This window comes from Gilliamella sp. GillExp13 (genome assembly GCF_001690815.1).
In the GTDB taxonomy this organism is placed as follows: domain Bacteria; phylum Pseudomonadota; class Gammaproteobacteria; order Enterobacterales; family Orbaceae; genus Gilliamella; species Gilliamella bombi.
In genome coordinates, this window is sequence record NZ_LZHJ01000019.1 from 1 (window position 1) to 22,288 (window position 22,288).

Consider the following 22,288-nt stretch of genomic DNA (forward strand, 5'->3'; position numbering starts at 1 on the left):
TTAAAAGCATCACCTTTGATAATGGAACCGAATTTAATTATCATCATGCTATTGAGCATTATTTAAACACCACCGTGTACTTTGCGGAGCCTTATAAAAGCTGGCAAAGAGGCACAAATGAAAACACCAATGGCTTAATACGTCAGTTTATACCTAAGTCAGCGGCCATTTCATTAGTTGACGACAAACAGATAAAGAAAATTCAATATCTATTGAACACACGCCCAAGAAAACGGCATAAGTTTAAAAGCCCTGCCGATTTTTATTCTAAGGAGTTAAGAAGAATTGCACTTCATGGTGTAATCTAGGATTTCTTTTCATATAAAAAATAGGTTATCACCATGCCGCAAAGTAAAGATATATCAAAAACATTGTATCAAATCAAAAATACTCCTCGTATTGGTATTTATGAAAAAGCCTTACCTAATGAATTATCATGGCAAGATAAATTACAAGTAACTAAAAAGTTAGGATTTGATTTTATCGAAATTTCGATTGACGAATCAAATGAGCGCCGAGCTCGATTAGATTGGTCTGACGATGAAATCTATTCACTCAGACATCAATGCGAAAAAATCGGAATTCCACTACATTCCATGTGCTTAAGCGCACATCGTAAATATCCATTTGGTTCAGCCAATAATGATATCCGTAGTGAAGCCCAAACCATTATGGACAAAGCCATTACGCTAGCTTACAAGTTAGGAATAAGAGTAATTCAACTCGCTGGCTATGATGTTTATTATGAACCTGCTGACTTACAAACGCATCAGTGTTTTATTCAAGGTATGCAGTGGGCAGTTAAGCAAGCAGAACGAGCAGGGGTAATGTTAGCGGTTGAAATTATGGATACGCCGTATCTTAACAGTTTAAGCAAATTCGAAATCCTCAAAAAAAATATCGATTCTCCTTACTTTATGGCTTACCCTGATGTCGGTAATATTACTGGTTGGAATTATGATACTTGCACTGAACTTATGTTAAGTCGTGACCATATTGTCCAAATTCATCTAAAAGACACATTTAAAGTTAAGGCTGATTATTCTGGGCAATTTAGGGATCTAGTCATTGGTGAAGGCGAAGTTGATTTTGCCGCTATTTTTGAAACGCTTCGCACTATGAATTATGTTGCACCATTGGTAATTGAAATGTGGGCAAAAGATAAAAAATGGCAAGAGAACATAATTACTGCCCAAAACCACTTAAAAAAGATAGGTGAAAAAAACAATTATCCTTTATTTTCAGCTCTTAATAATTAATGATAATTCACCATCCACAAATAAAAAAAATCAAGCTCCACCAAAATAATTTTATGGTGGAGTATTCCTATGGTTTTATAACACGTTATAAATAGTTGAACCACTGCCCATAAAAAGCTTAGCTAAATCGATAATGATTATTTTTTTATGATATAAATGCTATATTTCTTGTCTGTGATACGGTGTAAGCTCTGTTTTTATGTATATTCATTACAGTAATTTATCGAGATACTATAAACATTATAACGGATTCCACAAACTACTATCCCCTATCTGTTTGATAATGCATGATGATTTGCGCTTTGCAGCATTGTGCCTATCGTGTAATATAGATAGTATTATAAAAAATGGAAAGAATTGCGAATATTGTATGAAATCAACTATAAAATTACTCTCTATCTGTTTTGTTACATTGGCATTAGTAGGATGTGGATTAAAAGGTCCGCTTTATCATCCAGTTGAAAAAACAGCAATGCAACAAACAAAACTAACAACTGCTTCAATTCAATCTGGTTTATTTATTTAAATTGCATAATGGAATAAAATGATGGATTTTTTAAATTATCAACAAAATCGTTTATTTGCTAATCAGATAGCGATAGCGGATCTTGCTAAGCAGTATGGTACACCATTATATGTTTATTCGGCCGAATACATAAGTAAACAGTTTTTAGAGTATGAACATGCTTTGGTTAATAATAAACATTTGGTTTGTTATGCGGTTAAAGCTAATAGTAATTTGGCTGTTTTGAGTTTACTTGCAAAACTGGGTGCTGGTTTTGATATTGTTTCACAAGGTGAGTTAGAACGAGTATTAAAAGCAGGAGCAGATCCTAAAAAAATTGTCTTTTCAGGTGTTGCTAAATCAATAGTTGAAATTGAACGTGCGCTTGAAGTTGGTATTAAGTGCTTTAATGTTGAATCTGAGGCTGAATTATACCGAGTTGATGAAGTTGCTAAAAGATTAGGTAAAATTGCACCGATTTCATTGAGAATCAATCCTGATGTGGATGCTAAAACACATCCTTATATTTCAACAGGTCTTCGCGAAAATAAATTTGGTATTAGCTATGAGTTAGCTTTAAATGTTTATCGAAAAGCAAGCTCATTAGCTAACATTAAAATCGTTGGTATTGATTGCCATATTGGCTCTCAATTAACTCAATTGTCACCATTTCTTGATGCTGCCGATCGTATACTCGCTTTAGTTGATAAATTGCAATCTAATAATATTGTAATTGAACATATTGATTTAGGTGGAGGTTTAGGGGTCTGTTATGATAACGAACAACCACCAACAGCATCGCAACTTGTAACCGAACTTAAGAACAAATTAGTTGATTATCCTGATATTGAAATTTTGTTCGAGCCAGGGCGTTCAATTGTTGCTAATTCAGGGTTGCTAATTACTAAGGTGGAATATACCAAACACCAAGATAATAACCATTTTGCAATTGTCGATGCAGGTATGAATGACTTAATTCGTCCCGCTCTTTACGATGCTTGGATGAGAGTGTTACCTGAAAAGCAATCACAAACTGGTGATGAATTTTTGGTCTATAATGTTGTGGGACCTATTTGCGAATCTAGCGATGTGTTGGCTTATCAGCGTGAGCTTTCGGTTAAACAAGATGATTTGTTGGTAATTTGTAGTGCTGGTGCTTATGGCTTTAGTATGGCATCAAATTATAATAGCCATTTACGACCAGCAGAAGTGATGCTTATTGATGATAAACAACATAAATTAATTCGCCAGCGTGAATCCTTCGATGATTTATGGCGAGGTGAAGTAGTTTTATAATATTTAACAGGTTATTGAATGCTTAATTATAATAGCATTCCTCTTTTAGTTGATGTTGGTAAACAATTTAGACTAAAAGTTAAAAATAAAAACATGTTTGACAACAGAAGGTAAACTAGCGATGAACTTTTCAAAAATGCATGGACTCGGAAATGATTTTATGGTTATTGATGCTGTGACGCAAAATGTTCATCTTTCGACAGAAATGATTAAACGTATGGCAGATCGATATACTGGTGTCGGGTTTGATCAACTTCTTATTGTTGAGCCACCTTATGTACCAGATAGTGATTTTCATTATCGTATTTTTAATTCAGATGGTTCTGAAGTTGAGCAATGTGGTAATGGGGCTCGCTGTTTTGCACGTTTTGTTCGTTTAAAAGGCCTTAGCCGAAAACGAGTGTTAAAAGTTAGTACCATGAAAGGCAATATTGTTTTAACCGTAAATGATGATAATACTGTGCGTGTTAATATGGGACAGCCTATTTTTGAACCTAACAAAATTCCTTTCAAAGCTATAAAAGAAGAAAAAACTTATATAATCCGAGCACAAGAACAGACTATATTATGTGGTGTTGCATCTATGGGCAATCCTCATTGTGTTGTTCAAGTCGATAATATTGTAACCGCAGAAGTGGCAACACTAGGCCCATTATTAGAGCAGCATGAACGTTTTCCTGAACGTGCCAATATTGGATTTATGCATATTATTGATCGCAATAATATTAACTTGCGTGTATTTGAACGTGGGGTTGGCGAAACACAAGCTTGTGGTACTGGTGCCTGTGCCGCAGTAGCAGTAGGCATCAATCAAGGATTATTAAACCAACAAGTTAATGTCAATTTACCTGGTGGCAAATTATTAATTGAATGGAAAGGTGGAAATCAACCACTTTATATGACTGGACCTGCTACACATGTATATGATGGTTTTATTGCTACTTAACTTTAACATCCCCCCAATGGACTCTAAAACTTGTTGACAGAAAATAACAAGGCAAAAAACCTTCAGGTGGGGTATTGATTTTATTTAAGTTTTTATCTTTAACCGAAAAGAAAACAGTAGAAACATGAGATAACACGGTAATACAATAGACGCTAATTATGGTTGGTAAAAATACACAAAATTTAAGAGTAAAAAAAGCTCGGCAATCGTCTTCATCATTAAAATTGAATGATGAAATCGTTTGTCAATATATTATTGATAATCCAGATTTTTTTATGAGAAATGCCCGGTATGTTGAGTGTATGCGAGTGCCTCATCCTGTCAGGGGAATGGTTTCTTTACCAGAATGGAACATGGCGCGTCAGCGCAATAAAATTAACCAATTAGAGTGCGAAATTTCATTATTATTGGAACATGCCAGTGCCAACGAATTGTTGTTTAATCAGCTAATGGATCTGCAAATTGAATTAATTAAAGCACAGGATCTAAATCAACTTATTGTTTTATTAAACACATGGGCAAAATCATTAGGACTTAGTGGTGCTTATTTATATCTTTTTGGTGACAAATGGTTGCTTAATGCGCCATCAAATTACCATCATATAGCTTTAGATTCATCACAATTTGATTTTATTCGTGTTAGACATTTCCAGTACAGTCAACAATATTTAGGTACATTAAATTCAACTGAGCTTGATTTTTTATTACCTGATGAACACGGTTATGTTGGCTCAGTGGCATTATCTTTGTTAGGTCAATTTGGTGATTTGGGGCTTTTAATGTTTACTAGTGCTAATCCCGAACATTATCAAGCAGGACAAGGTACATTATTACTTGAAAAAATGAGTGAAATTTTACCAATTTTAATTAGCAGATGGATTATGCGAACAAAATAAGGACATAGCATGATGCAGCCTAATAAAAATGATAATACGGCATTAAAGCTGCCTGTTGATCAATTTTTAAATTATCTAAAGTCAGAAAAGCAACTAAGCTTAAATACTCAGATTAATTATCGACGTCAACTTTATGCGCTTATTTCGTTGGCAAGTGAAGTTGAAATCTCGAACTGGCAAAATTTGGATTCATCCGCAGTTAGATTGTTAATCAGTCGTAGCAAACAGACGGGCTTACAAGCAAGAAGCTTATCATTAAGACTTTCTGCTTTGCGTAGTTTTTGTGATTGGATGGTAAAAAACGAGCAGTTTACCGCTAATCCAGCTCGAGGCGTGCTAAATCCAAAATTAGGTCAACACTTACCCAAAAATATTGATATTGACGAAATTAATCAACTGCTTGATATTGATCATAATGATCCGCTTTCTGTTCGTGATAGAACTATGCTTGAAGTTATGTATGGTTCAGGGTTACGCCTTTCTGAATTAGTCGGTCTTAACTGTCAAGAATTGAATCTTGTTGATGGTGAAATTCGCGTAATGGGTAAGGGGAATAAAGAGCGAAAATTGCCATTAGGTCGAGAATCTATCAAATGGATTAAACACTGGTTGTCAATGCGGAATTTTTTAACACCACAAGATGATGCTTTATTTATTTCCAAATTGGGTAAGCGTATTTCACCGCGAAATGTTGAAAAACGGTTTGCTCAGTGGGGGATCAAACAAGGGTTAAGCAGTCATGTTCACCCTCACAAATTACGTCATTCATTTGCAACTCATATGCTAGAATCAAGTGGTGATTTGCGTGCAGTACAAGAATTGTTAGGGCATGCTGATTTATCAACGACTCAAGTCTATACGCATTTAGATTTTTCGCATTTATCTGAAGTTTATGATTCAGCCCATCCACGCGCTAAAAGGGGAAAATAACGATGCACTTTTATCGATCTATTAATAAGATTAAAGCGTTTACTTTCGATCTAGATGATACGTTATACAATAACAGCATGATCGTTGAAAAAGCGGAAGACGAAATGATCAAAACTCTTCAAGGTTATGAACAATTACGCACACTTACTTTACCCGAATATTTTGCTGAAAAGCGTGCTGTACTTGCATCTGACCCTGAAATTTATCACGATGTTATTGTTTGGCGAATTCAAACCATTACATCGCTATTAAATAAAACTAATATACCGGCATCAAAATTTGCTGATGTCATCGACGAAGCAATGAGTTGTTTTAATGTTTGGCGGCACAAGATGAACGTTCCTGAATCAACGCATACACTATTAATTAAATTAGCCACTAAATATCCTTTGGCTGTTATTACTAATGGTAACGTTGATATTAACAAAATTGGCTTAGGTGATTATTTTCAATTTTCACTACGTGGTGGTGAACATGGCCGTTCTAAACCTTTTCCTGAAATTTTTGATTTAGCATCTCACAAACTTAATATTCCATCACACTCTATTTTACATGTGGGTGACAATTTATTAACGGATGTTAATGGGGCAATTGATAACGGCTTTTTAGCTTGCTTTATTAATATCTATAATCGGGATATTTTTCAGCTTAATGATACTAAATGTTTACCTCACATCGAAATAACGCAATTGCCAGAATTAGAGAATCTGCTATAATTGACCTCCTTATCTGTACAAATAAACAGTAAAATAAATGTAAAGATACGTTTCTTTAGTAGCAATGAAAATAGTAGCAATGGAAATTTTTACCTAAGAAGCTTTGTCTTTATTTATGTTCTGTTAGATCACAGTGGACAAACGTATTCGGAATATGATGAAAATATTAATAACTCTTTCAACATTAATGCTACTTGGCGGTTTCTATTATCAAAATAGGTTTGCATATAATGGAAATTAATAAATTATTATTAGATGGCCTAAACACAGAGCAACAAAAAGCAGTTACTACCGATAGTCAATATTCAATTGTTCTTGCAGGTGCAGGGAGTGGCAAAACACGTGTTTTAGTTCATCGTATTGCTTGGCTTTGTATTGAAAAGAATTATTCACCTGGCTCAATTTTTGCGGTTACTTTTACCAATAAAGCGGCTATTCAAATGCAAGAACGTATTCAAGCATTAGTCGGCGAGGGTTATTTTAATGGTATGTGGGTGGGTACATTCCATGGGCTTACTCATCGTTTGTTACGTATGTTTCCTGAGCAAGCTAAGTTACCGCCTAATTTTCAACTTATTGATACTGAAGATCAAATTCGGCTTATCAAGCGAATTTTTCACGAACTAAAAATCGACGAAAAACAATGGTCGCCAAAGCAGTGTGCTGCTTTTATTTCTACTCAAAAGGAAAAAGGATTCCGAGCGGAAGATATTGTTCCTGAAGATCCTAAACAAGTGATGTGGCAGGCGATTTATCGAGACTACCAGACTATTTGCGATAGAGTTGGATACGTTGATTTTTCAGAATTAATCTTAAGAACGTATGAACTGCTTTGCCATAATCAAGACGTTTTAAATTATTGTCATCATCGTTTTTGTAATATCTTAATTGATGAATTTCAAGACACTAATAAGATCCAATATCGTTTGGTACAAAAACTGGCAGGTAATACAGCCAATGTAATGATTGTAGGCGATGACGATCAATCTATTTACAGTTGGCGTGGTGCTAATGCGGATAATCTCCAATTATTTATGAACGATTACCCTGAAACTGAAATTATTAGGTTGGAACAAAATTATCGTTCAACTGGTAACATTTTAGATGTAGCTAATAATTTAATATCTAAAAATCAGAACCGATTGGGTAAAAATTTATGGACAGATATAGGCGGCGGTGAACTGATTACGCTTTATATTGGTTTTAATGATATTGATGAGGCAAGATTTGTTGTCAGTCAAATAAAAAAGTTCCATGACGAAGGTGGAAAGTACGCAGATTGTGCGATATTGTACCGTAATAATGCACAATCACGTATATTTGAAGATACATTGTTGCAAGCGGGTTTACCTTATCAAATTTATGGATCTATTCGTTTTTATGAACGACAAGAAGTCAAATTAGCGCTTGCTTATTTACGGCTATTACATGACCACAATAATGACATGGCTTTTGAAGCTACAATCAATACCCCAACTCGAGGTATTGGTAATGTCACGCTAGATAAAATTAGATTGACTGCAAAGCAGTATAATATTTCATTATGGGATGCATGTATAATGCTAATCCAAACCAATGCTTTTACTGAACGGCAAAGCTCTGGGATTGGTCGTTTTTTGGAATTAATAGAATCAATTTTCGATAAAGTAGAGCTTAAACTATTTTATAAACAACTTGATATTATTATCAAATTATCTGGCATATTGCAAATGTATGAGCAAGAGCCTGGTATTAAGGGACAATCAAAGCTGGAAAATCTTGAAGAATTGGTATCGGCCGCTGAGCAGTTTTATCGCTTTAATGAAAATAACCTTATTCAAGATAAAGAAACGGGTAAGGCATTAACTGTGTTAGAATCATTTTTAGCATATACGTCATTAGAAAGCCGAGATGTAATTAGTGAACAAGATACAGTTCAACTAATGACTCTACATTCTGCAAAAGGTCTTGAATTTGATAATGTTTTTATTGTAGGACTAGAAGAGAGCATATTCCCAGACTTAAGATCTTCTCAAGACTTCAATAAACTTGAAGAAGAGCGTCGTCTTGCCTATGTTGGCATTACTCGAGCACGTAAGTATCTAACATTATCATTAGCTCAAATAAGGCGTCTATATGGTCGTGAAGAACGTAATTTACCTTCACGCTTTTTATCTGAATTACCCATTGATAAATTAAATGAAATTAGTTATCAAGGAACAATGTCGCCTGAAAAAATAAAGTCTCCTCCTAAAAAGAAGCCTCAATGTGATGGTTACAAATTAGGTCGTAAAGTGTTACATAAACGTTTTGGTGAAGGAACTATTGTTAATCTTGATGGCGAAGGTGATCATAAGCGAGTACAAATAGCTTTTGTTAATGAAGGTATAAAATGGCTAGTAGTTAAATTAGCAAATCTTACTTTATTGTAGATTTCTTTTAAGTAAAATTTGTGACTACTTTCTTGAACGGGAATTAATTGTTAAACTAATTCCCATTTTTTATATATTATAGCTCAGCTTGTTCTTTTACAGATTCAGAAAAAATCTGATTAAACGACTTGTCGGTACGATTACAAATCCAATTATTATCGATGTAATCAAAATGATAACCTTGTTTTTGAGTGGCTAACCATACCTGAAAGAGTGGTTCTTGGGTATTAATGATGATTTTACTGCCATTGGGAAAACTAATGGTGATAACATTGCCGTTTGTTTCATAATCTAAATCGATGTCATGCTCATTTACATAATTATCCAAGAATAGTTCGATTTTGTTGAATAACTGTTCGGTAATGGTATGAAATTGTGTGATATTCATAAAGAGATATTCATTCAAATAAATAATAGAGCGATATTAACATAAATGAATATACTCCGCCACAGCAAGGTGGCAAGAGTAAAAGTAGGTACTGATTTACTAATTAGCGAGTGGTAAGGAACAGGCAATAGTAAGTAGCTTATATTGCTCGTTATCATGAGTGATAGCTATCCAACGGTTTGCTATCTCAATTGTGTTGACTAATTTTCCATCACCAAAATTATTTTCGATTGTTCTAAGCTTTCCTTTTGCTAACTCCATTTTGTCGCAATTGGCATAATATTCGATCCTTATGGAATGATAAGGTGTCTCTGTACCATCATCATTTTTTTGTACCAATGCTGGGCTATAATTAGTCACTTCACTAAATACACGAATTTTGGAGTTGAAAGGGTGAAGGTTGATCGATTTTCTATCTAAAAATGAATAGCCAATAGTATTATTGTCGTTAGTTTTTGATGTTGGAATGAATTGTTCTCCTACTCTTGGATCTTTTAAACTTTCAACAGCAGTATTTTCATTTGATTTTGTATCGATATTAGCTTTTTCCTCTGAGGCATGGCTGAATGCTGCAAAAGAAAAGAGAATTAAAAATAAATTGACCTTTTTCATTTAAATTTTTTCTCCATCTTTTGAGTTAGCTTCTGTAGGATTAGTTTGTGATTGATTTTGTTGTTTTTCTTTTTCTTTTTGCATTTTTTCTTGGTTTGCTTTAATTCGCTCTTGCAGTTCAGCTTCTTGTTTTTCGATGATTGGTTTTAGATCTGGGCGAGCCGTAAGAATTGTTTCTTTTTCTAAATCGCCTTGAATAGAACAAAAAATACTACTTTGATTATTAGCAGAAGATTCTAGATAAAGTGCTTTATTAATTGTACTAAACCTTGGAATAACACCATCGATGGCATAAATATCATCTTCCCATGTTTTAGATTTTGATTTTTTATCATAAATTTTAGCATTTGCTATGTAAGTGTTTTGACTATAATGCAACCAATTAATATTGCTTAAAGCACTTTTAATTTCATCTTGCTTGTTATCAAAGATAAATCCCCAATAAAGAAACTGACCAGATAAAGTAGTTGAAATATAAATATTTTGATAGCCAACAATTTCTAAACCATGATACTTAAGTGGTTTTTTAAACATGACTTTATTTTTGTCGGGTTTTTGAATAGATTCAACAGGAATATAAGTTACATTATTGGGAGTGGTTGCTAAATCAACGTATTGATTTATTGACTCTTGGTGTTTAGATAATTGTTCAAAAAACTGATTATCACATTGCAAAAATGTATCAATTACCTTATCTGTTTCATCTTGCATATTGTTTGTTTGTGCGAAAGATATACAAGAAAAGGAAGATGCACAAATGAGCACAGAAATTTTTTTGAGAAGCATGGTGAATTTCCTCTAACCATAATTATAGTTATTATTTTATGAATAATAATTGTAAAGTAATGTAAACACCAATGTCAATTGACATTATTTCAATCCTCAACAAAAACCATTAAGTCACCATTTTTAAAAGATATTTTAACTAAATCACTAATTGCCTTGTTTCTTAAACTAACAAATTCTCCAAGCGACAATGTGGCATCAATTAAGGGGTATTGAAAGCCTGTAATGGTTACACCGGTTACTTTTGAAAGCGGCATTAGTGAAATAATATGATCTTTTATATTGGTTATTTCTTGATACTGTTTGGCAAAAAAGAAATGGCAATAATTATCATAAAAGGTGATTTGATACTGATGATAATATCTCATTGCAATAGAAATATTTCCTAAAAAGTGATCGCTTGCATGGCCACTGGCTCCATAAACATCAAATGCTTTCATCCCTTTACTGACTAAAAACAAAATTGCTTTTTCAAAATCGGTTTTATTTTGGTCGGGTGTGTGAATAATTTGAGTTTTAGATGGAATTGCTTTGTTAGGATTATAACTATCTAAATCGCCAATAATGAAGTTTGGTTCGATTGACAAGGTCGACAGATAATTATGGTAAGCTCCATCTGTGCAAGCAATATAAGTATACTTATATAAATGGTTAAAGTCATGTTGTGGTGGTTCGCCATTAATAAAGAGTAAAGCTCTATTTTGTGACATTACACTTTTTTCCTTTTGCTAATCTTATTGGTGAATCATAAAGCTAACGTATATGCCATGATAATAGCGTCTTCTTGTTTACCATTAGTTGTTGGGTAATAATTTTTTCTAATCGTTATTTGGTTAAATCCTAGTGTGTGATATAGCTTAATTGCTAGCGTATTTGATTGTCTGACTTCAAGCCAAAGTGTTGAGATTGGGCAGGGTGATTTTATCGTAATTAACGCATCTATCAAATGGTTGAGCAGCTCTCTTGCTAGTCCTTGCTTTCTAAAACCGGGATGTATTGCAATGTTAAATAAATTTGCTTCATCTGCTACATGTTGGCAAATACAAAACCCAACTATTTGGTTATTAATCGTTATTTTAAAATTGAGATAACGCTCACCTTGGTTTGAAAAGAAAGTTTGTTTTGACCAAGGAATAGCATGGCAAATCTGTTCTAATTCAAAAGCTTCTATTAAATCATGTTCGGTCAGGGTGGAAATGGTTTTCATATTGACATAATTTTTGCCATAGTTGGCGTTTTTGTTGTGGTGTTTTTGCAAGCTGATCTAGACTGGTTGTTTGAATAGTTAATGGGTTAACCCATGACTCATCCAAGGTAATATCAATAAACCAAATTACTGTTTTAATTTCATCAGCAGGAATAATTAATTGTTGTGGAGTTAAAAACAATACTTGTTCTTCAGTTATATGGATAGCATTTAAAATATCATAATAGATTTTTTGTGTTGGTTTTTGTTCTGCAACTATAATCATTCTAATTTCTTCACTTATTTTTGTCGCTATTTCACCTTTGAAAACATTAGCATTCCTCAAAACGTATTGAGTTATATTGCACTGTTTTAGGTACCAATCTTGCTGTGTCATTATTGACTTACTGTTTTTTATTAGAGATTAAAGATAGTTAATTGTATAATCAATGCATCAATTTATAAAGGTTTTTCATTGAGGAAATATGGCAACATCTGCTTTTACTCCAGCAAGTCAAGTACTTGAGCGTCACCAAACATTTTTTAACGATAAAAATGTGTTGATAGCTGGTGATATTCAGGATAGTTATCCATCTATTATGTCGGCAAATCAAGTTAAGATTCATTGCACACAATTTCATACTTATTTACGTCTAAAAGCTAGTGCACGAGGCAATCACACCTATTTTTCATTATTGCCCGAAGCGGATTTTTACGTTGGAATGAATACGTTGATTTACTATTGGCCAAAAACTAAAAACGAAGCACAATTTCAGCTTTCTTATTTATTACATAATATGCCAAAAGACAGTGATATTTTTATCATAGGTGAAAATAGAACAGGTGTAAAAAGCGTGGAAGCTTTATTGAGTGATTTTGGTACAATTCAAAAAATCGATAGCGCAAGACGTTGTGGTTTATATCATTTTCAGGCAGATAGCCGTTTAGCATTTGATCTTGATGAATGGTGGTTAAGTTATCATTTAACTATTGAAAATCAGAATATTGAAATCAAAAGCTTACCTGGTGTTTTTAGCCAAAAAGGGTTAGATACTGGTAGTGAATTGCTGTTAAATGCATTGATGGATCGTACTGATATTATTAAAGGTAATATATTAGATGTGGGATGTGGTTCGGGCATTTTGTCCACGGTGCTAGGTAAATTAAACCCTGATATAGCACTAACGTTATCTGATGTAAGCTGTGCAGCAATTGAATCAAGTAAAGCCACGTTAAACCGTAATCATGTTAATGCCACAGTTGTAGCGAGTGACGTTTTTTCAAATCTAAATGATAAATATCATCTTATTGTTTCGAATCCACCTTTTCATGATGGTAAACAAACTGATTACACGGCCGTTAATACGTTAATCAAAGAAGCAAAAAAACACCTAAAATTAAATGGTTATTTGTGCATTGTGGCAAATTCATTTTTACCGTATCAAACCATTTTAGATGAAACATTCAAAAGCGTTGAAGTGATTGCCCAAACGACGAAATTTAAGGTTTATCTAGCAAGCCATTAATAAGTGCTGTTTATTTTGTTTAAAAAAATAGGGCGATGTTATCGCCCTAGGTATAAAATTTAACTATTTGAAAACAAACTGATTTCACTATTCTTGATATCATATCTGGATTAAGAGAGAGCTTCTTTTAATGCCTGCATTTCATTATAAGTAAAATCACAGCGCATAAATTCTTGGTCAAGAAGAATAGGAACGGAGTTGCTTTCTCCAACTACGGCCAACACATTACATTTATTTCTAATCTTATCACCTATAATGATTGGTCCTCCGTTTGAGTCTTTATTAAAATTGGCTACATATTTAGCATTTATTCCTTGTGTATTGCTTGCACGATATAAGGCAGTTATTATTTTACCATAAGAGACTAATTTAACTGGTACAATAACAGGTGTTAATTTTTGCCCGTTAATTTCATTGATAACTTTTATCATTTTATGTGTTCTTAAGAAACATCCTAAACTCATCCATGTAACCAACAACAATAAAAGAATAAGAACAGTAGTAGTCAAAAATACAGTCCGCATATTATCAATAGCTAAATTGATTGTTACTAGTGATGGATCATCGGTTGAAGCGACAGTTACAACTTGATAATTTCCTTTTTTCCCCAAATGAAAGTATAATCACGCTTAATAACTTGTCCTGTATCAGTGGTAATTTTTACTGAGCAGTTATCAACCATACGTCTTGCACGACATGTTCCTTCTACATCATAGTCAACCACAACTGGATTCTGTGATATTTTATAATCATCAATTAATCCAGGATAATTTCTTATGGCCATAAATAAAGCTAACGCAAAGAGAAGTATTGCTGCAAGTAATCTTCTTATTTGATGTAATGAGCTTTCTTGCTTTAACTTCATGACTTTTAAAGGGCGAGTTGGAAATACTTCTACTAATTTATTCATCAATGCCATTTTATCAATATACTTCTTATTAAAAATAAAAATTTCATGTCTAAAGGCTAAAATTGTGAATTTAAAAGCTAACCTTTAATCACAATAAAACAAATAATTTATTTGTTATTTTTTATTAAATTAGACTAAATATTAACATAATATTTACTTTGTAGGAATTACTCATATTGTTTACAGCAATTTGACAAACGACTTCAAATTAAATAACCCTAGAAAACTGCTGCTGCCTTGCCATTTTTCGCATATAAATATCAAAGCACATACAAATATTGCGTATCAATAAATGTCCTTTAGGTTGGACTTCGATTATATTGTTATTGATTGTCACTAATCCATCTTTTTGCAATGGCGCCAGTAATTTTAAATCTTCAGCAAAATAATCATCAAATTGAATTTGGTATTGTTGTTCGATAACATTTTTATCTAAATGAAAATGGCAGATAAGCTGTTTTATCACATCACGACGAATCTTATCGTCACGATTTAAGGTGAATCCTTTCCATAATCCATGTCCTTTTTGCTCAACCTGAGTTTGATAGATTTTTAGATCTTTTTGATTTTGCGCATAACTATCACCTAACATACTAATGGCCGACACACCAAGTCCAAGTAAATCAGCATCGCCTTGAGTTGTATACCCCTGAAAATTACGATGCAATTTATTTTCTTGTTGAGCAATAGCTAATTCATCAGAGGGCTTAGCAAAATGATCCATACCGATAAAGTGATAACCAGCTTTGGTTAACTTTTTAATGCTAGTTTGTAGGATCTGCAATTTTTGATTGGCATTAGGCAAATCATCATCTTTAATTTTTCGTTGGGCAGCAAAACGGCTTGGTAAGTGGGCATAATTAAATACACTTAAACGATCGGGAGAAATATCAATCACTTTATTGAGCGTTTCGGCAAAACTTTCAATGGTTTGTTTTGGTAGGCCATAAATTAAATCTAAACTAATTGAGTGAAAATTATTTTTACGTGCTTGATTAATAAGAGACCGTATTAATGTTTCATCTTGTTCACGATTAATTAGGCTTTGGATTTCGTGATTAAAATCTTGAATTCCCATACTTAGCCTATTAAAACCAACACTTGCTAAATGGTCAATTGTTTGTGGTGTTATTTCACGCGGATCAATTTCGATGGATAGTTCGGCATTAGCAACAAAATTAAAATGCTTTTTTAACGAGGTAATCAATCGAGTAATTTCAGCATCGTTTAAAAAAGTTGGTGTACCTCCTCCCCAGTGCATTTGTGTTACCGCGCGATGTTTAAATAATTTTGCGCGTTCGGCAATTTCAATATCTAAAATGTCAAGGTATTTGGTAACTTTTTGTGTTTGGCGAGTAATAAGCTTATTACAACCACAGAAATAACAAAGCTTATGACAAAACGGAATATGCACATAAAGCGATAACGGTTTTGTGGGATAACGAGTTGCCGCCGATAAAAATTCTTGCTCATTAAATTTTTCGTTAAATTCAAGTGCAGTAGGGTAAGAGGTATATCTTGGGCCAGAATAATTATATTTTTCAATTAACGCTTGATCCCATAATTGCGTATCAGTCATGCTTTTTACTTCCGCTTATGTCTATCTTTAGTGTTGTTATTTTTATGATTTTTTACTATTGCTTTTTGTTGGTTCTTGATTTTAATTTTGATTCGATTAGTTTTATTTAAATATAACAATGTGCAAATCAATAACCCAAAATATAAACTTAACATAATTAATATTGGCACTATGAATTGCTCACTTTTAATTATTAATTGACTGAATAAAAGTAATGGATTCTAAGTTTAAATTATCAGTAGGAATATTACTTTTGGATGATATTCCTACTCATATCAAGACACATACTATCACGATTGCTAATTATATTTTCCTATTATTAGTTTCGTTTTAATAAACTAACAATATCTTCTTTCTTTTCGTCTAATTCATCAAAATCATCAAAGTCGTCATCAGTATAACCAAGCTCTTGCATCAGTTCATCGATACGATTCAATTTGCTATCAAGATAAATTTGTTGATCTTTAGTGAGTTTGGCTTTTTGCTCGACTAGATCAAGTAACATATCTAATTTTGGATCGTTCTCTAATTGTTCTAATTCTTGTTGAGGTGATAAAATCGTTTTAATTGTTTTAGATTGTTTAACAGGTTTTTCTATATTGTTAGAATCTTCAACAATTAAAGAAATAGTTTTTTTGCTCCCCACTCTTGGATCTTTGGTTGTTTTTGTCGAATTTTTATTATTATTTAGTTTATTAAAGCGAGAGCCACTTGGTAAACCTTTGTGTTTGCGTTTACGCTTCAGTTCCCGAGATTCTTCATTAATCTCTTGACGGCTTTTTTTAGCTTTCTGTTTTGATTTATTTTTTAACATAAAATCTCTGTCTAATATTAGGGTTAATCATTTTACAAACGTATTTTATCAGTAAGTCCAAAATATAGCTATGATGAAGACGTCATGCTAATTTAAGATTGTAAAAAAATAAATTTATGTATAATCTGAGCCGAATAAATTTGTTAGACCGAATTAGAGAACAATAAAATGAAAAATCACTTAAGCCCTTATCTGAAATTCAATCGTCAAGAATGGGCTAGCTTACGTAATACGGTACCAATGACTTTAACAGCAGAAGAATTAGTTTCGTTACAAGGTATTAATGAAGATTTATCCATGGATGAAGTGAGTGAAATTTATTTACCTTTATCTAGATTACTTAATTATTACATCAGCAATAATTTTAATCGGCAAGCTATTTTATCTAAATTCTTAGGTAAAAGTCAAAAAACACCTTACATTATTGGTATTGCAGGCAGTGTTGCTGTAGGTAAAAGTACTACCGCTAGAGTACTACAAGCATTATTAACCCGTTGGCCTGAACATCGCAAAGTATCTTTGGTAACAACTGATGGTTTTTTATATCCAAATAGATATCTTGAAGAACATGGAATAATGAATAAAAAAGGGTTTCCTCAGTCTTACGATATAAAAAAATTGCTTAATTTTGTTGCTGATATAAAATCAGGACAGGCACAAGTTAAAGCACCAGTTTATTCTCATTTAGTTTATGATATTGTCGAAGATGAAGAAATCGTTATTGATAGTCCTGACATTTTGATTCTTGAAGGTTTGAATGTACTGCAAAGTACACTGAATTATCCACAAGCGAATAACCGAGTTTTTGTTTCAGATTATGTCGATTTTTCAATTTATGTTGATGCTGATATGTCATTATTACATGATTGGTATGTAAATCGATTTTTAAAATTTAGGGAGGGTGCATTTAGCGATCCTAACTCTTATTTTAATCACTACTCAAAACTTCCAGAACATGAAGCTACAAATATTGCTAACCGTATTTGGCGAGAAATTAATGAATTAAATTTAGTTGAAAATATTTTACCTACAAAAGAACGAGCGAACCTTATTCTAACTAAAGGTAAAGATCATAAAGTCAATTGTGTTCAATTAAGAAAATAAAATTAAGGAAAAATTCGTATGAAATCAGTAATTCGGTTAGTAAGTAAATTGAGTGTCATTACGTTAGCTATCTCATTATCATTTGGTGCTTATGCTTCAAATGAACAACTAAAGGGACTTACGTGTGAAAGCAAAAAACAGGCTATTGAAAAACAGATTGATTATGCTAAAAAAAATAATAATTCTCATCAAATCCAAGGGCTTGAAAAAGCATTACGTAACTTAAATAAGCATTGTTCAAATGATGATTTAGAAGCCAAATATAAAAAAGAGATTAACGAAAAATCAAATAAAGTGGCTGAAAGAACTAAAGAATTAGAACAAGCAAAATCAAAAGCGAAAGATAAAGATAATGAACAGAAAATTGTCAAACAACAAACAAAATTAGCTGATGCTGAAAAAGAACTTAATGAAGCTAAATCTAAATTATCTGATTTTTATAAAGAATTGGGAGCGAAATAAACGATAACAGGCAGAGTATTTCCCGATTCTTGATTTATTTACTCTTCAACGATATTTTATTATTAACACCATCAATAGTTATTGTTGACGGTGTTAGTTTTACATTTTTTATAAATCTATTGTCATACTAGACTTTTTAAAGCAAAAAGAGTATGGTGTGCACCTTGTTACGTGGTTCGTGAACCTCCCACGCTAAAAAACTAAGGAAAAATAATGAGTAAAATTACACTACTAGGCGATCAGTCTGTTCGCTATCCAACAACCTATTGTCCTGAAATACTCGAAACGTTCGATAATAAACATCCGAATAACGATTATTTTGTTAAATTTAATTGCCCAGAGTTTACTAGTCTTTGTCCTATCACGGGGCAACCTGATTTTGCGACAGTTTATATTTCGTACGTACCCAATATTAAAATGGTCGAAAGTAAATCGTTAAAACTTTATCTGTTCAGCTTTCGGAATCATGGCGATTACCACGAAGATTGTATTAATATCATTATGAAAGATCTTATTAAATTAATGGATCCTAAATATATCGAAGTCTGGGGGAAATTTACACCTCGTGGCGGCATTTCGATTGATCCTTATGCCAATTATGGCAAATCGGGTACTCATTGGGAACAAGTTGCGGCTAATCGATTAGCCAATCACGACATGTATCCAGAAAAAGTGGATAATCGCTAATTTAATCTACCTCAATAGGAACATTAATGCAAACTCGTAAAGCACTAGTTATATTTTCTGGTGGGCAAGACTCAACCACCTGCTTACTGCAAGCCATTGCTGATTATGGACGTGAAAACGTTCAGGCAATCAGTTTTCGCTATGGTCAACGCCACGCAATAGAGCTTGAAAAAGCCAAATGGATCGCTGATGATCTTGTTATTAAACAAACTGTTATTGATACTTCAGTTATCAAACAAACTACAAATAATGCGTTGATTGATGACGCTCAAGAAATTAAAGCAGCTCAAGATGGTGATTACCCCAATACCTTTGTTGATGGGCGTAATATGCTTTTTTTACTTTTGGCTGGCTGTCATGCTAAGCAACAAGGAATTTCTGACATTATTATTGGAGTTTGTGAAACCGATTTTAGTGGTTATCCAGATTGCCGTGATGTCTTTATTAAATCAATGAATGTATCAATGAATTTAGCTATGGACTATGCGTTTAATCTCATCACGCCACTGATGTATTTGACAAAAGCGCAAACGTGGGAAATGGCTGATAAACTAGGTTATCTTGATTATGTCCAAAAACATACCCATACCTGTTATTACGGTGTTGAAGGGGGATGTGGTAAGTGTCCAAGTTGTTTATTGCGCAATAAGGGCCTACAAGAATATATGGCTCAAGCTAAATAAATTCATTCATCATTGGGTTCTCTCACCCCCATTAAAAAGGAAAAAAGATGTACTTAAATGCTCATTCAGAATTGATAGAAAAAAGTTTTACCCGTAAACAAAAGCAAAAAGCGCTTTACTGGTTGGCTTTTTTTCACATATTGGTTATTGCTTCAAGCAATTATTTAGTCCAAATCCCATTCGAAATTTTTGGTTTTCAAACAACTTGGGGGGCATTCACTTTTCCGTTTATCTTTTTAACTACCGATCTGACTATTCGAATTTATGGTGCTAGTTTAGCCAGAAAAATCATTTTTGTTGTAATGATTCCTGCATTGTTATTTTCATACCTGATTTCGGTACTATTTTTTGAAACCCATTGGATTGGATTATCAGCATTGACGGAATTTAATAGCTTCGTATTTCGAATTGCATTGGCTAGTTTTGCCGCTTATTTAGTTGGACAACTAATGGATATTACTGTTTTTAACTATTTAAGAAAAAACAAATCATGGTGGGTTGCCCCAACAGCATCAGCAATATTTGGTAATGGTATTGATACTATTGTTTTTTTTGCTATCGCATTTTATCAAAGTAACGATGAATTTATGGCAAATCATTGGATCGAAATTTCGTTAATGGACTATAGTTTTAAAATTCTAATTTGCGGATTATTCTTTTTGCCACTTTATGGTGTCATTCTCAATTTTATCCTAAAAAAGGTAGTTGCAATGCCTAAAAACAATTAATCATTAAAATCTAAATTTTAGTTACTCACCTAAATAAACATAAACTCATTTATTTTTTTGATGAGTTTTATGTTTAATATTGAAAAATACATTAATATTTCACAACACTCAAAGGTCAATATAGCCTTTTATCCTGCGTCGGGCTGCCGAAGGCTTCATTCTGCATTCTGTGCTAGGTTTTTAGAAAATTTTGCCAAAAACTGGCGCTTTAGTATTTAGTTAGCTATAATTTTGATTATTTTATGGCAAAACGCAGCTCATTAAAAAATAAACAACTATAAAAATAAAACACAAATTAACAGGAGGTTAGATAATAACAGGCATTGGCAGTGCTATACCTTAAATCTATTTAAGTTTTACCGTAATCAAAAACAAACTCCATTTTGCTTTTTATTATCAAATCTAGCGAAATCGCCAAGATTGCCGTCGATTTCCAACTTGTTATCCAAATTAGCCATAGTTTTTGCACCATTGTTGTTATTGCCATATTCAGTGAGTTCGCAGGCGTTGTTAGCTCGGACCTCACAGGTTATTAACGGCTCTGCACCGTATTTGACGCTTGATGGTGGCGTCACTAAATTAACTACAACTGATGATTTAATAAGTATTAAGTTATCGGACGGTCAAGTTCTCACTCCACAAAATAATAACTCAGTGATGACGCCAATTCATTTACCTAATGCAGGTGATACACTTGCTAATATTGAAATGATAGTTCCGTCATCAAGCGACTCAATAAATATAAATGACTTAGTGACACAAGGTAAATGGGGAGATGATGATGCAGATGGACAGGGAGCTCATAGTGTCACTGCGACAGGCAATGTATCAGTATCGTTTACTGATAAAAATAGTAATGCCGTTAGTCGCAGTGATATATTAGATATTTGTAATGCACCTTATAGGATAACATTAAGTAGTACGGATGCTACTTTAGAAACAAAGTATGGTGTGCCAAATAGAAGTACTTTAAACGGAAATACGGTGTCATATTATATCAACCCAAATTCACAGCAGCCTAAAGTTTGCTATGTAAGGCCTCGTTTGATATTTGGTGGTACTAATTTTGCTGGAGATAATCCTCGCTTTGCGGGTCCATCTAGTATATGGGATCCTACTAAAGGTTTTTTAACACAGTCAATTAATCCATCTTCTTATAACCTTAATTTTCCTACTACGGGGGCTGATGGATTATATTTTGATTTGGATATAGGTGGGGTAGATGCAAGTCAGTTGACCTGGTCTTCAGAAACTCAAGGAGAGATAACAGCAACAGTGAATTGGGTAAAACCTCGTTCAGACTCATTCACCATTCCATGCCGATGGTGAATGGGCACTACTACATATGATGATTGGATTACAAATAAATCCAAAAACGTAACGCGAGTAACGTTAAATGGCCCTAGGGCGAATTGTAAATCCCCCCAAACTTAGTACACAACTCACGTAGAAAATTAAGCTGCTTGTTTTAATGTTTTATATTCGAGCAGTGTCATGTTATTTAATGCCTCATGCGGTCTTTCGGTGTTATAAATCGTTAACCATTCTTCGGTTATTCTCCTTGCTTGTGCTAAGTTGTTAAAAAGATATAAATCAAGTACTTCAGTACGATAGGTACGATTAAATCGTTCAATATAACCATTTTGATAAGGGCTACCGAGCTTTATATAATCAATGGCTATATCATGTGATTTAGCCCAGTTTATAAAGGTTTTTCCTGTAAATTCTGGCCCATTATCGACCCGTATTTTTAATGGATATCCATGATATTCGGCCAGTTTATCTAAGTAACGGGTAATCCTTCCTGCTGGTAAGCTGACTGCAATATCAATACCTAACGCCTCACGATTAAAGTCATCGATGA

At 33.3% G+C, this 22,288-nt stretch carries 27 protein-coding genes and 1 riboswitch; of the genes, 16 read left to right on the forward strand and 11 right to left on the reverse strand.

The features are described 5' to 3' along the window. The 9 genes from A9G37_RS01125 to uvrD all read left to right on the forward strand — a co-directional run. Positions 1–308, forward strand: a 308-nt coding sequence (locus A9G37_RS01125; protein WP_141670987.1) for an IS30 family transposase, incomplete at its 5' end; no start/stop codon positions are given. A gap of 63 nt (positions 309–371) precedes the next feature. Beyond that, the gene (locus A9G37_RS01130) at positions 372–1,259 is read left to right on the forward strand and encodes an L-ribulose-5-phosphate 3-epimerase (RefSeq protein WP_442903132.1); all 888 of its coding nucleotides are present in this window, start codon (positions 372–374) and stop codon (positions 1,257–1,259) included. A gap of 370 nt (positions 1,260–1,629) precedes the next feature. Beyond that, a complete protein-coding gene (gene lptM, locus A9G37_RS12705; protein ID WP_176701839.1) occupies positions 1,630–1,785 on the forward strand; it encodes an LPS translocon maturation chaperone LptM in 156 nt (51 codons plus the stop codon). A 21-nt stretch (positions 1,786–1,806) separates the two neighbouring features. Continuing rightward, complete coding sequence (gene lysA, locus A9G37_RS01135) at positions 1,807–3,060, forward strand: diaminopimelate decarboxylase (RefSeq protein WP_065574371.1); 1,254 nt, start codon at positions 1,807–1,809, stop codon at positions 3,058–3,060. Between the two features lie 121 nt (positions 3,061–3,181). Further along, the gene (gene dapF / locus A9G37_RS01140) at positions 3,182–4,006 is read left to right on the forward strand and encodes a diaminopimelate epimerase (RefSeq protein WP_034912507.1); all 825 of its coding nucleotides are present in this window, start codon (positions 3,182–3,184) and stop codon (positions 4,004–4,006) included. A gap of 158 nt (positions 4,007–4,164) precedes the next feature. After that, positions 4,165–4,902, forward strand: coding sequence for a DUF484 family protein (locus A9G37_RS01145; protein WP_065574372.1), 738 nt, complete (start codon positions 4,165–4,167; stop codon positions 4,900–4,902). Positions 4,903–4,911: 9 nt separating this feature from the next. Continuing rightward, positions 4,912–5,832 carry a tyrosine recombinase XerC gene (gene xerC, locus A9G37_RS01150; RefSeq protein WP_335340535.1) on the forward strand — a complete coding sequence of 307 codons (921 nt, stop codon included), beginning with the start codon at positions 4,912–4,914 and terminating at the stop codon, positions 5,830–5,832. A 2-nt stretch (positions 5,833–5,834) separates the two neighbouring features. Beyond that, on the forward strand, positions 5,835–6,548 hold the full coding sequence (yigB, locus tag A9G37_RS01155) for a 5-amino-6-(5-phospho-D-ribitylamino)uracil phosphatase YigB (protein WP_065574373.1): 714 nt from the start codon (positions 5,835–5,837) through the stop codon (positions 6,546–6,548). Between the two features lie 230 nt (positions 6,549–6,778). Then, positions 6,779–8,959, forward strand: coding sequence for a DNA helicase II (gene uvrD / locus A9G37_RS01160; protein WP_141670995.1), 2,181 nt, complete (start codon positions 6,779–6,781; stop codon positions 8,957–8,959). 76 nt (positions 8,960–9,035) lie between these two features. Here uvrD and cyaY read toward each other — a convergent pair whose 3' ends face one another. From cyaY to A9G37_RS01190, 6 genes are all read right to left on the reverse strand, one after another. Further along, positions 9,036–9,347 (reverse strand): iron donor protein CyaY, encoded by a 312-nt coding sequence (gene cyaY, locus A9G37_RS01165; RefSeq protein ID WP_034912502.1) that lies wholly within the window; start codon positions 9,345–9,347, stop codon positions 9,036–9,038. A 99-nt stretch (positions 9,348–9,446) separates the two neighbouring features. Continuing rightward, a complete protein-coding gene (locus tag A9G37_RS01170; RefSeq protein ID WP_065574374.1) occupies positions 9,447–9,959 on the reverse strand; it encodes a surface-adhesin E family protein in 513 nt (170 codons plus the stop codon). Beyond that, positions 9,960–10,745, reverse strand: a complete 786-nt coding sequence (locus tag A9G37_RS01175; protein ID WP_065574375.1) for a hypothetical protein — start codon at positions 10,743–10,745, stop codon at positions 9,960–9,962. An 89-nt stretch (positions 10,746–10,834) separates the two neighbouring features. After that, positions 10,835–11,455, reverse strand: a complete 621-nt coding sequence (locus A9G37_RS01180) for a thiamine diphosphokinase (protein WP_065574376.1) — start codon at positions 11,453–11,455, stop codon at positions 10,835–10,837. A gap of 35 nt (positions 11,456–11,490) precedes the next feature. Next, on the reverse strand, positions 11,491–11,952 hold the full coding sequence (rimI, locus tag A9G37_RS01185) for a ribosomal protein S18-alanine N-acetyltransferase (protein ID WP_065574377.1): 462 nt from the start codon (positions 11,950–11,952) through the stop codon (positions 11,491–11,493). Next, positions 11,921–12,328, reverse strand: coding sequence for a DNA polymerase III subunit psi (locus A9G37_RS01190; protein ID WP_081297599.1), 408 nt, complete (start codon positions 12,326–12,328; stop codon positions 11,921–11,923). The genes rimI and A9G37_RS01190 overlap by 32 nt, the downstream gene beginning before the upstream one ends. Before the next feature lie 88 nt (positions 12,329–12,416). Between A9G37_RS01190 and rsmC the strand changes: the two genes are divergently transcribed. Beyond that, on the forward strand, positions 12,417–13,457 hold the full coding sequence (gene rsmC, locus A9G37_RS01195) for a 16S rRNA (guanine(1207)-N(2))-methyltransferase RsmC (protein ID WP_065574379.1): 1,041 nt from the start codon (positions 12,417–12,419) through the stop codon (positions 13,455–13,457). A 110-nt stretch (positions 13,458–13,567) separates the two neighbouring features. Here the strand turns inward: rsmC and A9G37_RS01200 are convergent, their stop codons facing one another. The 4 genes from A9G37_RS01200 to yihI form a co-directional block, all read right to left on the reverse strand. Then, a complete protein-coding gene (locus tag A9G37_RS01200) occupies positions 13,568–14,068 on the reverse strand; it encodes a hypothetical protein (RefSeq protein ID WP_065574380.1) in 501 nt (166 codons plus the stop codon). Next, positions 14,038–14,367, reverse strand: coding sequence for a hypothetical protein (locus tag A9G37_RS01205; RefSeq protein WP_141670997.1), 330 nt, complete (start codon positions 14,365–14,367; stop codon positions 14,038–14,040). Before A9G37_RS01205 ends, A9G37_RS01200 begins: the two co-directional genes overlap by 31 nt. A 208-nt stretch (positions 14,368–14,575) precedes the next feature. Beyond that, the gene (hemN, locus tag A9G37_RS01210; RefSeq protein ID WP_034912464.1) at positions 14,576–15,946 is read right to left on the reverse strand and encodes an oxygen-independent coproporphyrinogen III oxidase; all 1,371 of its coding nucleotides are present in this window, start codon (positions 15,944–15,946) and stop codon (positions 14,576–14,578) included. A 319-nt stretch (positions 15,947–16,265) separates the two neighbouring features. Beyond that, positions 16,266–16,760 carry a Der GTPase-activating protein YihI gene (gene yihI, locus A9G37_RS01215; protein ID WP_065574381.1) on the reverse strand — a complete coding sequence of 165 codons (495 nt, stop codon included), beginning with the start codon at positions 16,758–16,760 and terminating at the stop codon, positions 16,266–16,268. A 168-nt stretch (positions 16,761–16,928) separates the two neighbouring features. Between yihI and coaA the strand changes: the two genes are divergently transcribed. The 6 genes from coaA (at position 16,929) to A9G37_RS01245 (ending at position 21,753) form a co-directional block, all read left to right on the forward strand. Continuing rightward, on the forward strand, positions 16,929–17,864 hold the full coding sequence (gene coaA, locus A9G37_RS01220) for a type I pantothenate kinase (RefSeq protein WP_034912457.1): 936 nt from the start codon (positions 16,929–16,931) through the stop codon (positions 17,862–17,864). 18 nt (positions 17,865–17,882) lie between these two features. Continuing rightward, on the forward strand, positions 17,883–18,326 hold the full coding sequence (locus A9G37_RS01225) for a DUF1090 domain-containing protein (RefSeq protein WP_065574382.1): 444 nt from the start codon (positions 17,883–17,885) through the stop codon (positions 18,324–18,326). A 165-nt stretch (positions 18,327–18,491) separates the two neighbouring features. After that, a riboswitch (PreQ1 riboswitch) is annotated at positions 18,492–18,536 on the forward strand. Positions 18,537–18,539: 3 nt separating this feature from the next. Continuing rightward, the gene (gene queF / locus A9G37_RS01230; protein ID WP_065574383.1) at positions 18,540–19,013 is read left to right on the forward strand and encodes a preQ(1) synthase; all 474 of its coding nucleotides are present in this window, start codon (positions 18,540–18,542) and stop codon (positions 19,011–19,013) included. 26 nt (positions 19,014–19,039) lie between these two features. After that, positions 19,040–19,696 carry a 7-cyano-7-deazaguanine synthase QueC gene (gene queC / locus A9G37_RS01235; protein ID WP_065574384.1) on the forward strand — a complete coding sequence of 219 codons (657 nt, stop codon included), beginning with the start codon at positions 19,040–19,042 and terminating at the stop codon, positions 19,694–19,696. Between the two features lie 47 nt (positions 19,697–19,743). After that, positions 19,744–20,424, forward strand: coding sequence for a 7-cyano-7-deazaguanine/7-aminomethyl-7-deazaguanine transporter (locus A9G37_RS01240; protein ID WP_051634230.1), 681 nt, complete (start codon positions 19,744–19,746; stop codon positions 20,422–20,424). A gap of 438 nt (positions 20,425–20,862) precedes the next feature. After that, positions 20,863–21,753, forward strand: coding sequence for a hypothetical protein (locus A9G37_RS01245; protein ID WP_065574385.1), 891 nt, complete (start codon positions 20,863–20,865; stop codon positions 21,751–21,753). Positions 21,754–21,878: 125 nt separating this feature from the next. Here A9G37_RS01245 and A9G37_RS01250 read toward each other — a convergent pair. Continuing rightward, a partial coding sequence (locus tag A9G37_RS01250) for an integrase core domain-containing protein (protein WP_141670998.1) occupies positions 21,879–22,288 on the reverse strand: 410 nt, incomplete at its 5' end.

Excerpts from the sequence above, each read along its gene's own strand:
- lptM (WP_176701839.1), top strand. The coding sequence starts at position 1,630 with ATGAAATCAACTATAAAATTACTCTCTATCTGTTTTGTTACATTGGCA.
- lysA (WP_065574371.1), top strand. The coding sequence starts at position 1,807 with ATGGATTTTTTAAATTATCAACAAAATCGTTTATTTGCTAATCAGATA.
- dapF (WP_034912507.1), top strand. The coding sequence starts at position 3,182 with ATGAACTTTTCAAAAATGCATGGACTCGGAAATGATTTTATGGTTATT.
- A9G37_RS01145 (WP_065574372.1), top strand. The coding sequence starts at position 4,165 with ATGGTTGGTAAAAATACACAAAATTTAAGAGTAAAAAAAGCTCGGCAA.
- xerC (WP_335340535.1), top strand. The coding sequence starts at position 4,912 with ATGATGCAGCCTAATAAAAATGATAATACGGCATTAAAGCTGCCTGTT.
- yigB (WP_065574373.1), top strand. The coding sequence starts at position 5,835 with ATGCACTTTTATCGATCTATTAATAAGATTAAAGCGTTTACTTTCGAT.
- uvrD (WP_141670995.1), top strand. The coding sequence starts at position 6,779 with ATGGAAATTAATAAATTATTATTAGATGGCCTAAACACAGAGCAACAA.
- cyaY (WP_034912502.1), bottom strand. The coding sequence starts at position 9,347 with ATGAATATCACACAATTTCATACCATTACCGAACAGTTATTCAACAAA.
- A9G37_RS01170 (WP_065574374.1), bottom strand. The coding sequence starts at position 9,959 with ATGAAAAAGGTCAATTTATTTTTAATTCTCTTTTCTTTTGCAGCATTC.
- A9G37_RS01175 (WP_065574375.1), bottom strand. The coding sequence starts at position 10,745 with ATGCTTCTCAAAAAAATTTCTGTGCTCATTTGTGCATCTTCCTTTTCT.
- A9G37_RS01180 (WP_065574376.1), bottom strand. The coding sequence starts at position 11,455 with ATGTCACAAAATAGAGCTTTACTCTTTATTAATGGCGAACCACCACAA.
- rimI (WP_065574377.1), bottom strand. The coding sequence starts at position 11,952 with ATGAAAACCATTTCCACCCTGACCGAACATGATTTAATAGAAGCTTTT.
- A9G37_RS01190 (WP_081297599.1), bottom strand. The coding sequence starts at position 12,328 with ATGACACAGCAAGATTGGTACCTAAAACAGTGCAATATAACTCAATAC.
- rsmC (WP_065574379.1), top strand. The coding sequence starts at position 12,417 with ATGGCAACATCTGCTTTTACTCCAGCAAGTCAAGTACTTGAGCGTCAC.
- A9G37_RS01205 (WP_141670997.1), bottom strand. The coding sequence starts at position 14,367 with ATGAATAAATTAGTAGAAGTATTTCCAACTCGCCCTTTAAAAGTCATG.
- hemN (WP_034912464.1), bottom strand. The coding sequence starts at position 15,946 with ATGACTGATACGCAATTATGGGATCAAGCGTTAATTGAAAAATATAAT.
- yihI (WP_065574381.1), bottom strand. The coding sequence starts at position 16,760 with ATGTTAAAAAATAAATCAAAACAGAAAGCTAAAAAAAGCCGTCAAGAG.
- coaA (WP_034912457.1), top strand. The coding sequence starts at position 16,929 with ATGAAAAATCACTTAAGCCCTTATCTGAAATTCAATCGTCAAGAATGG.
- A9G37_RS01225 (WP_065574382.1), top strand. The coding sequence starts at position 17,883 with ATGAAATCAGTAATTCGGTTAGTAAGTAAATTGAGTGTCATTACGTTA.
- queF (WP_065574383.1), top strand. The coding sequence starts at position 18,540 with ATGAGTAAAATTACACTACTAGGCGATCAGTCTGTTCGCTATCCAACA.
- queC (WP_065574384.1), top strand. The coding sequence starts at position 19,040 with ATGCAAACTCGTAAAGCACTAGTTATATTTTCTGGTGGGCAAGACTCA.
- A9G37_RS01240 (WP_051634230.1), top strand. The coding sequence starts at position 19,744 with ATGTACTTAAATGCTCATTCAGAATTGATAGAAAAAAGTTTTACCCGT.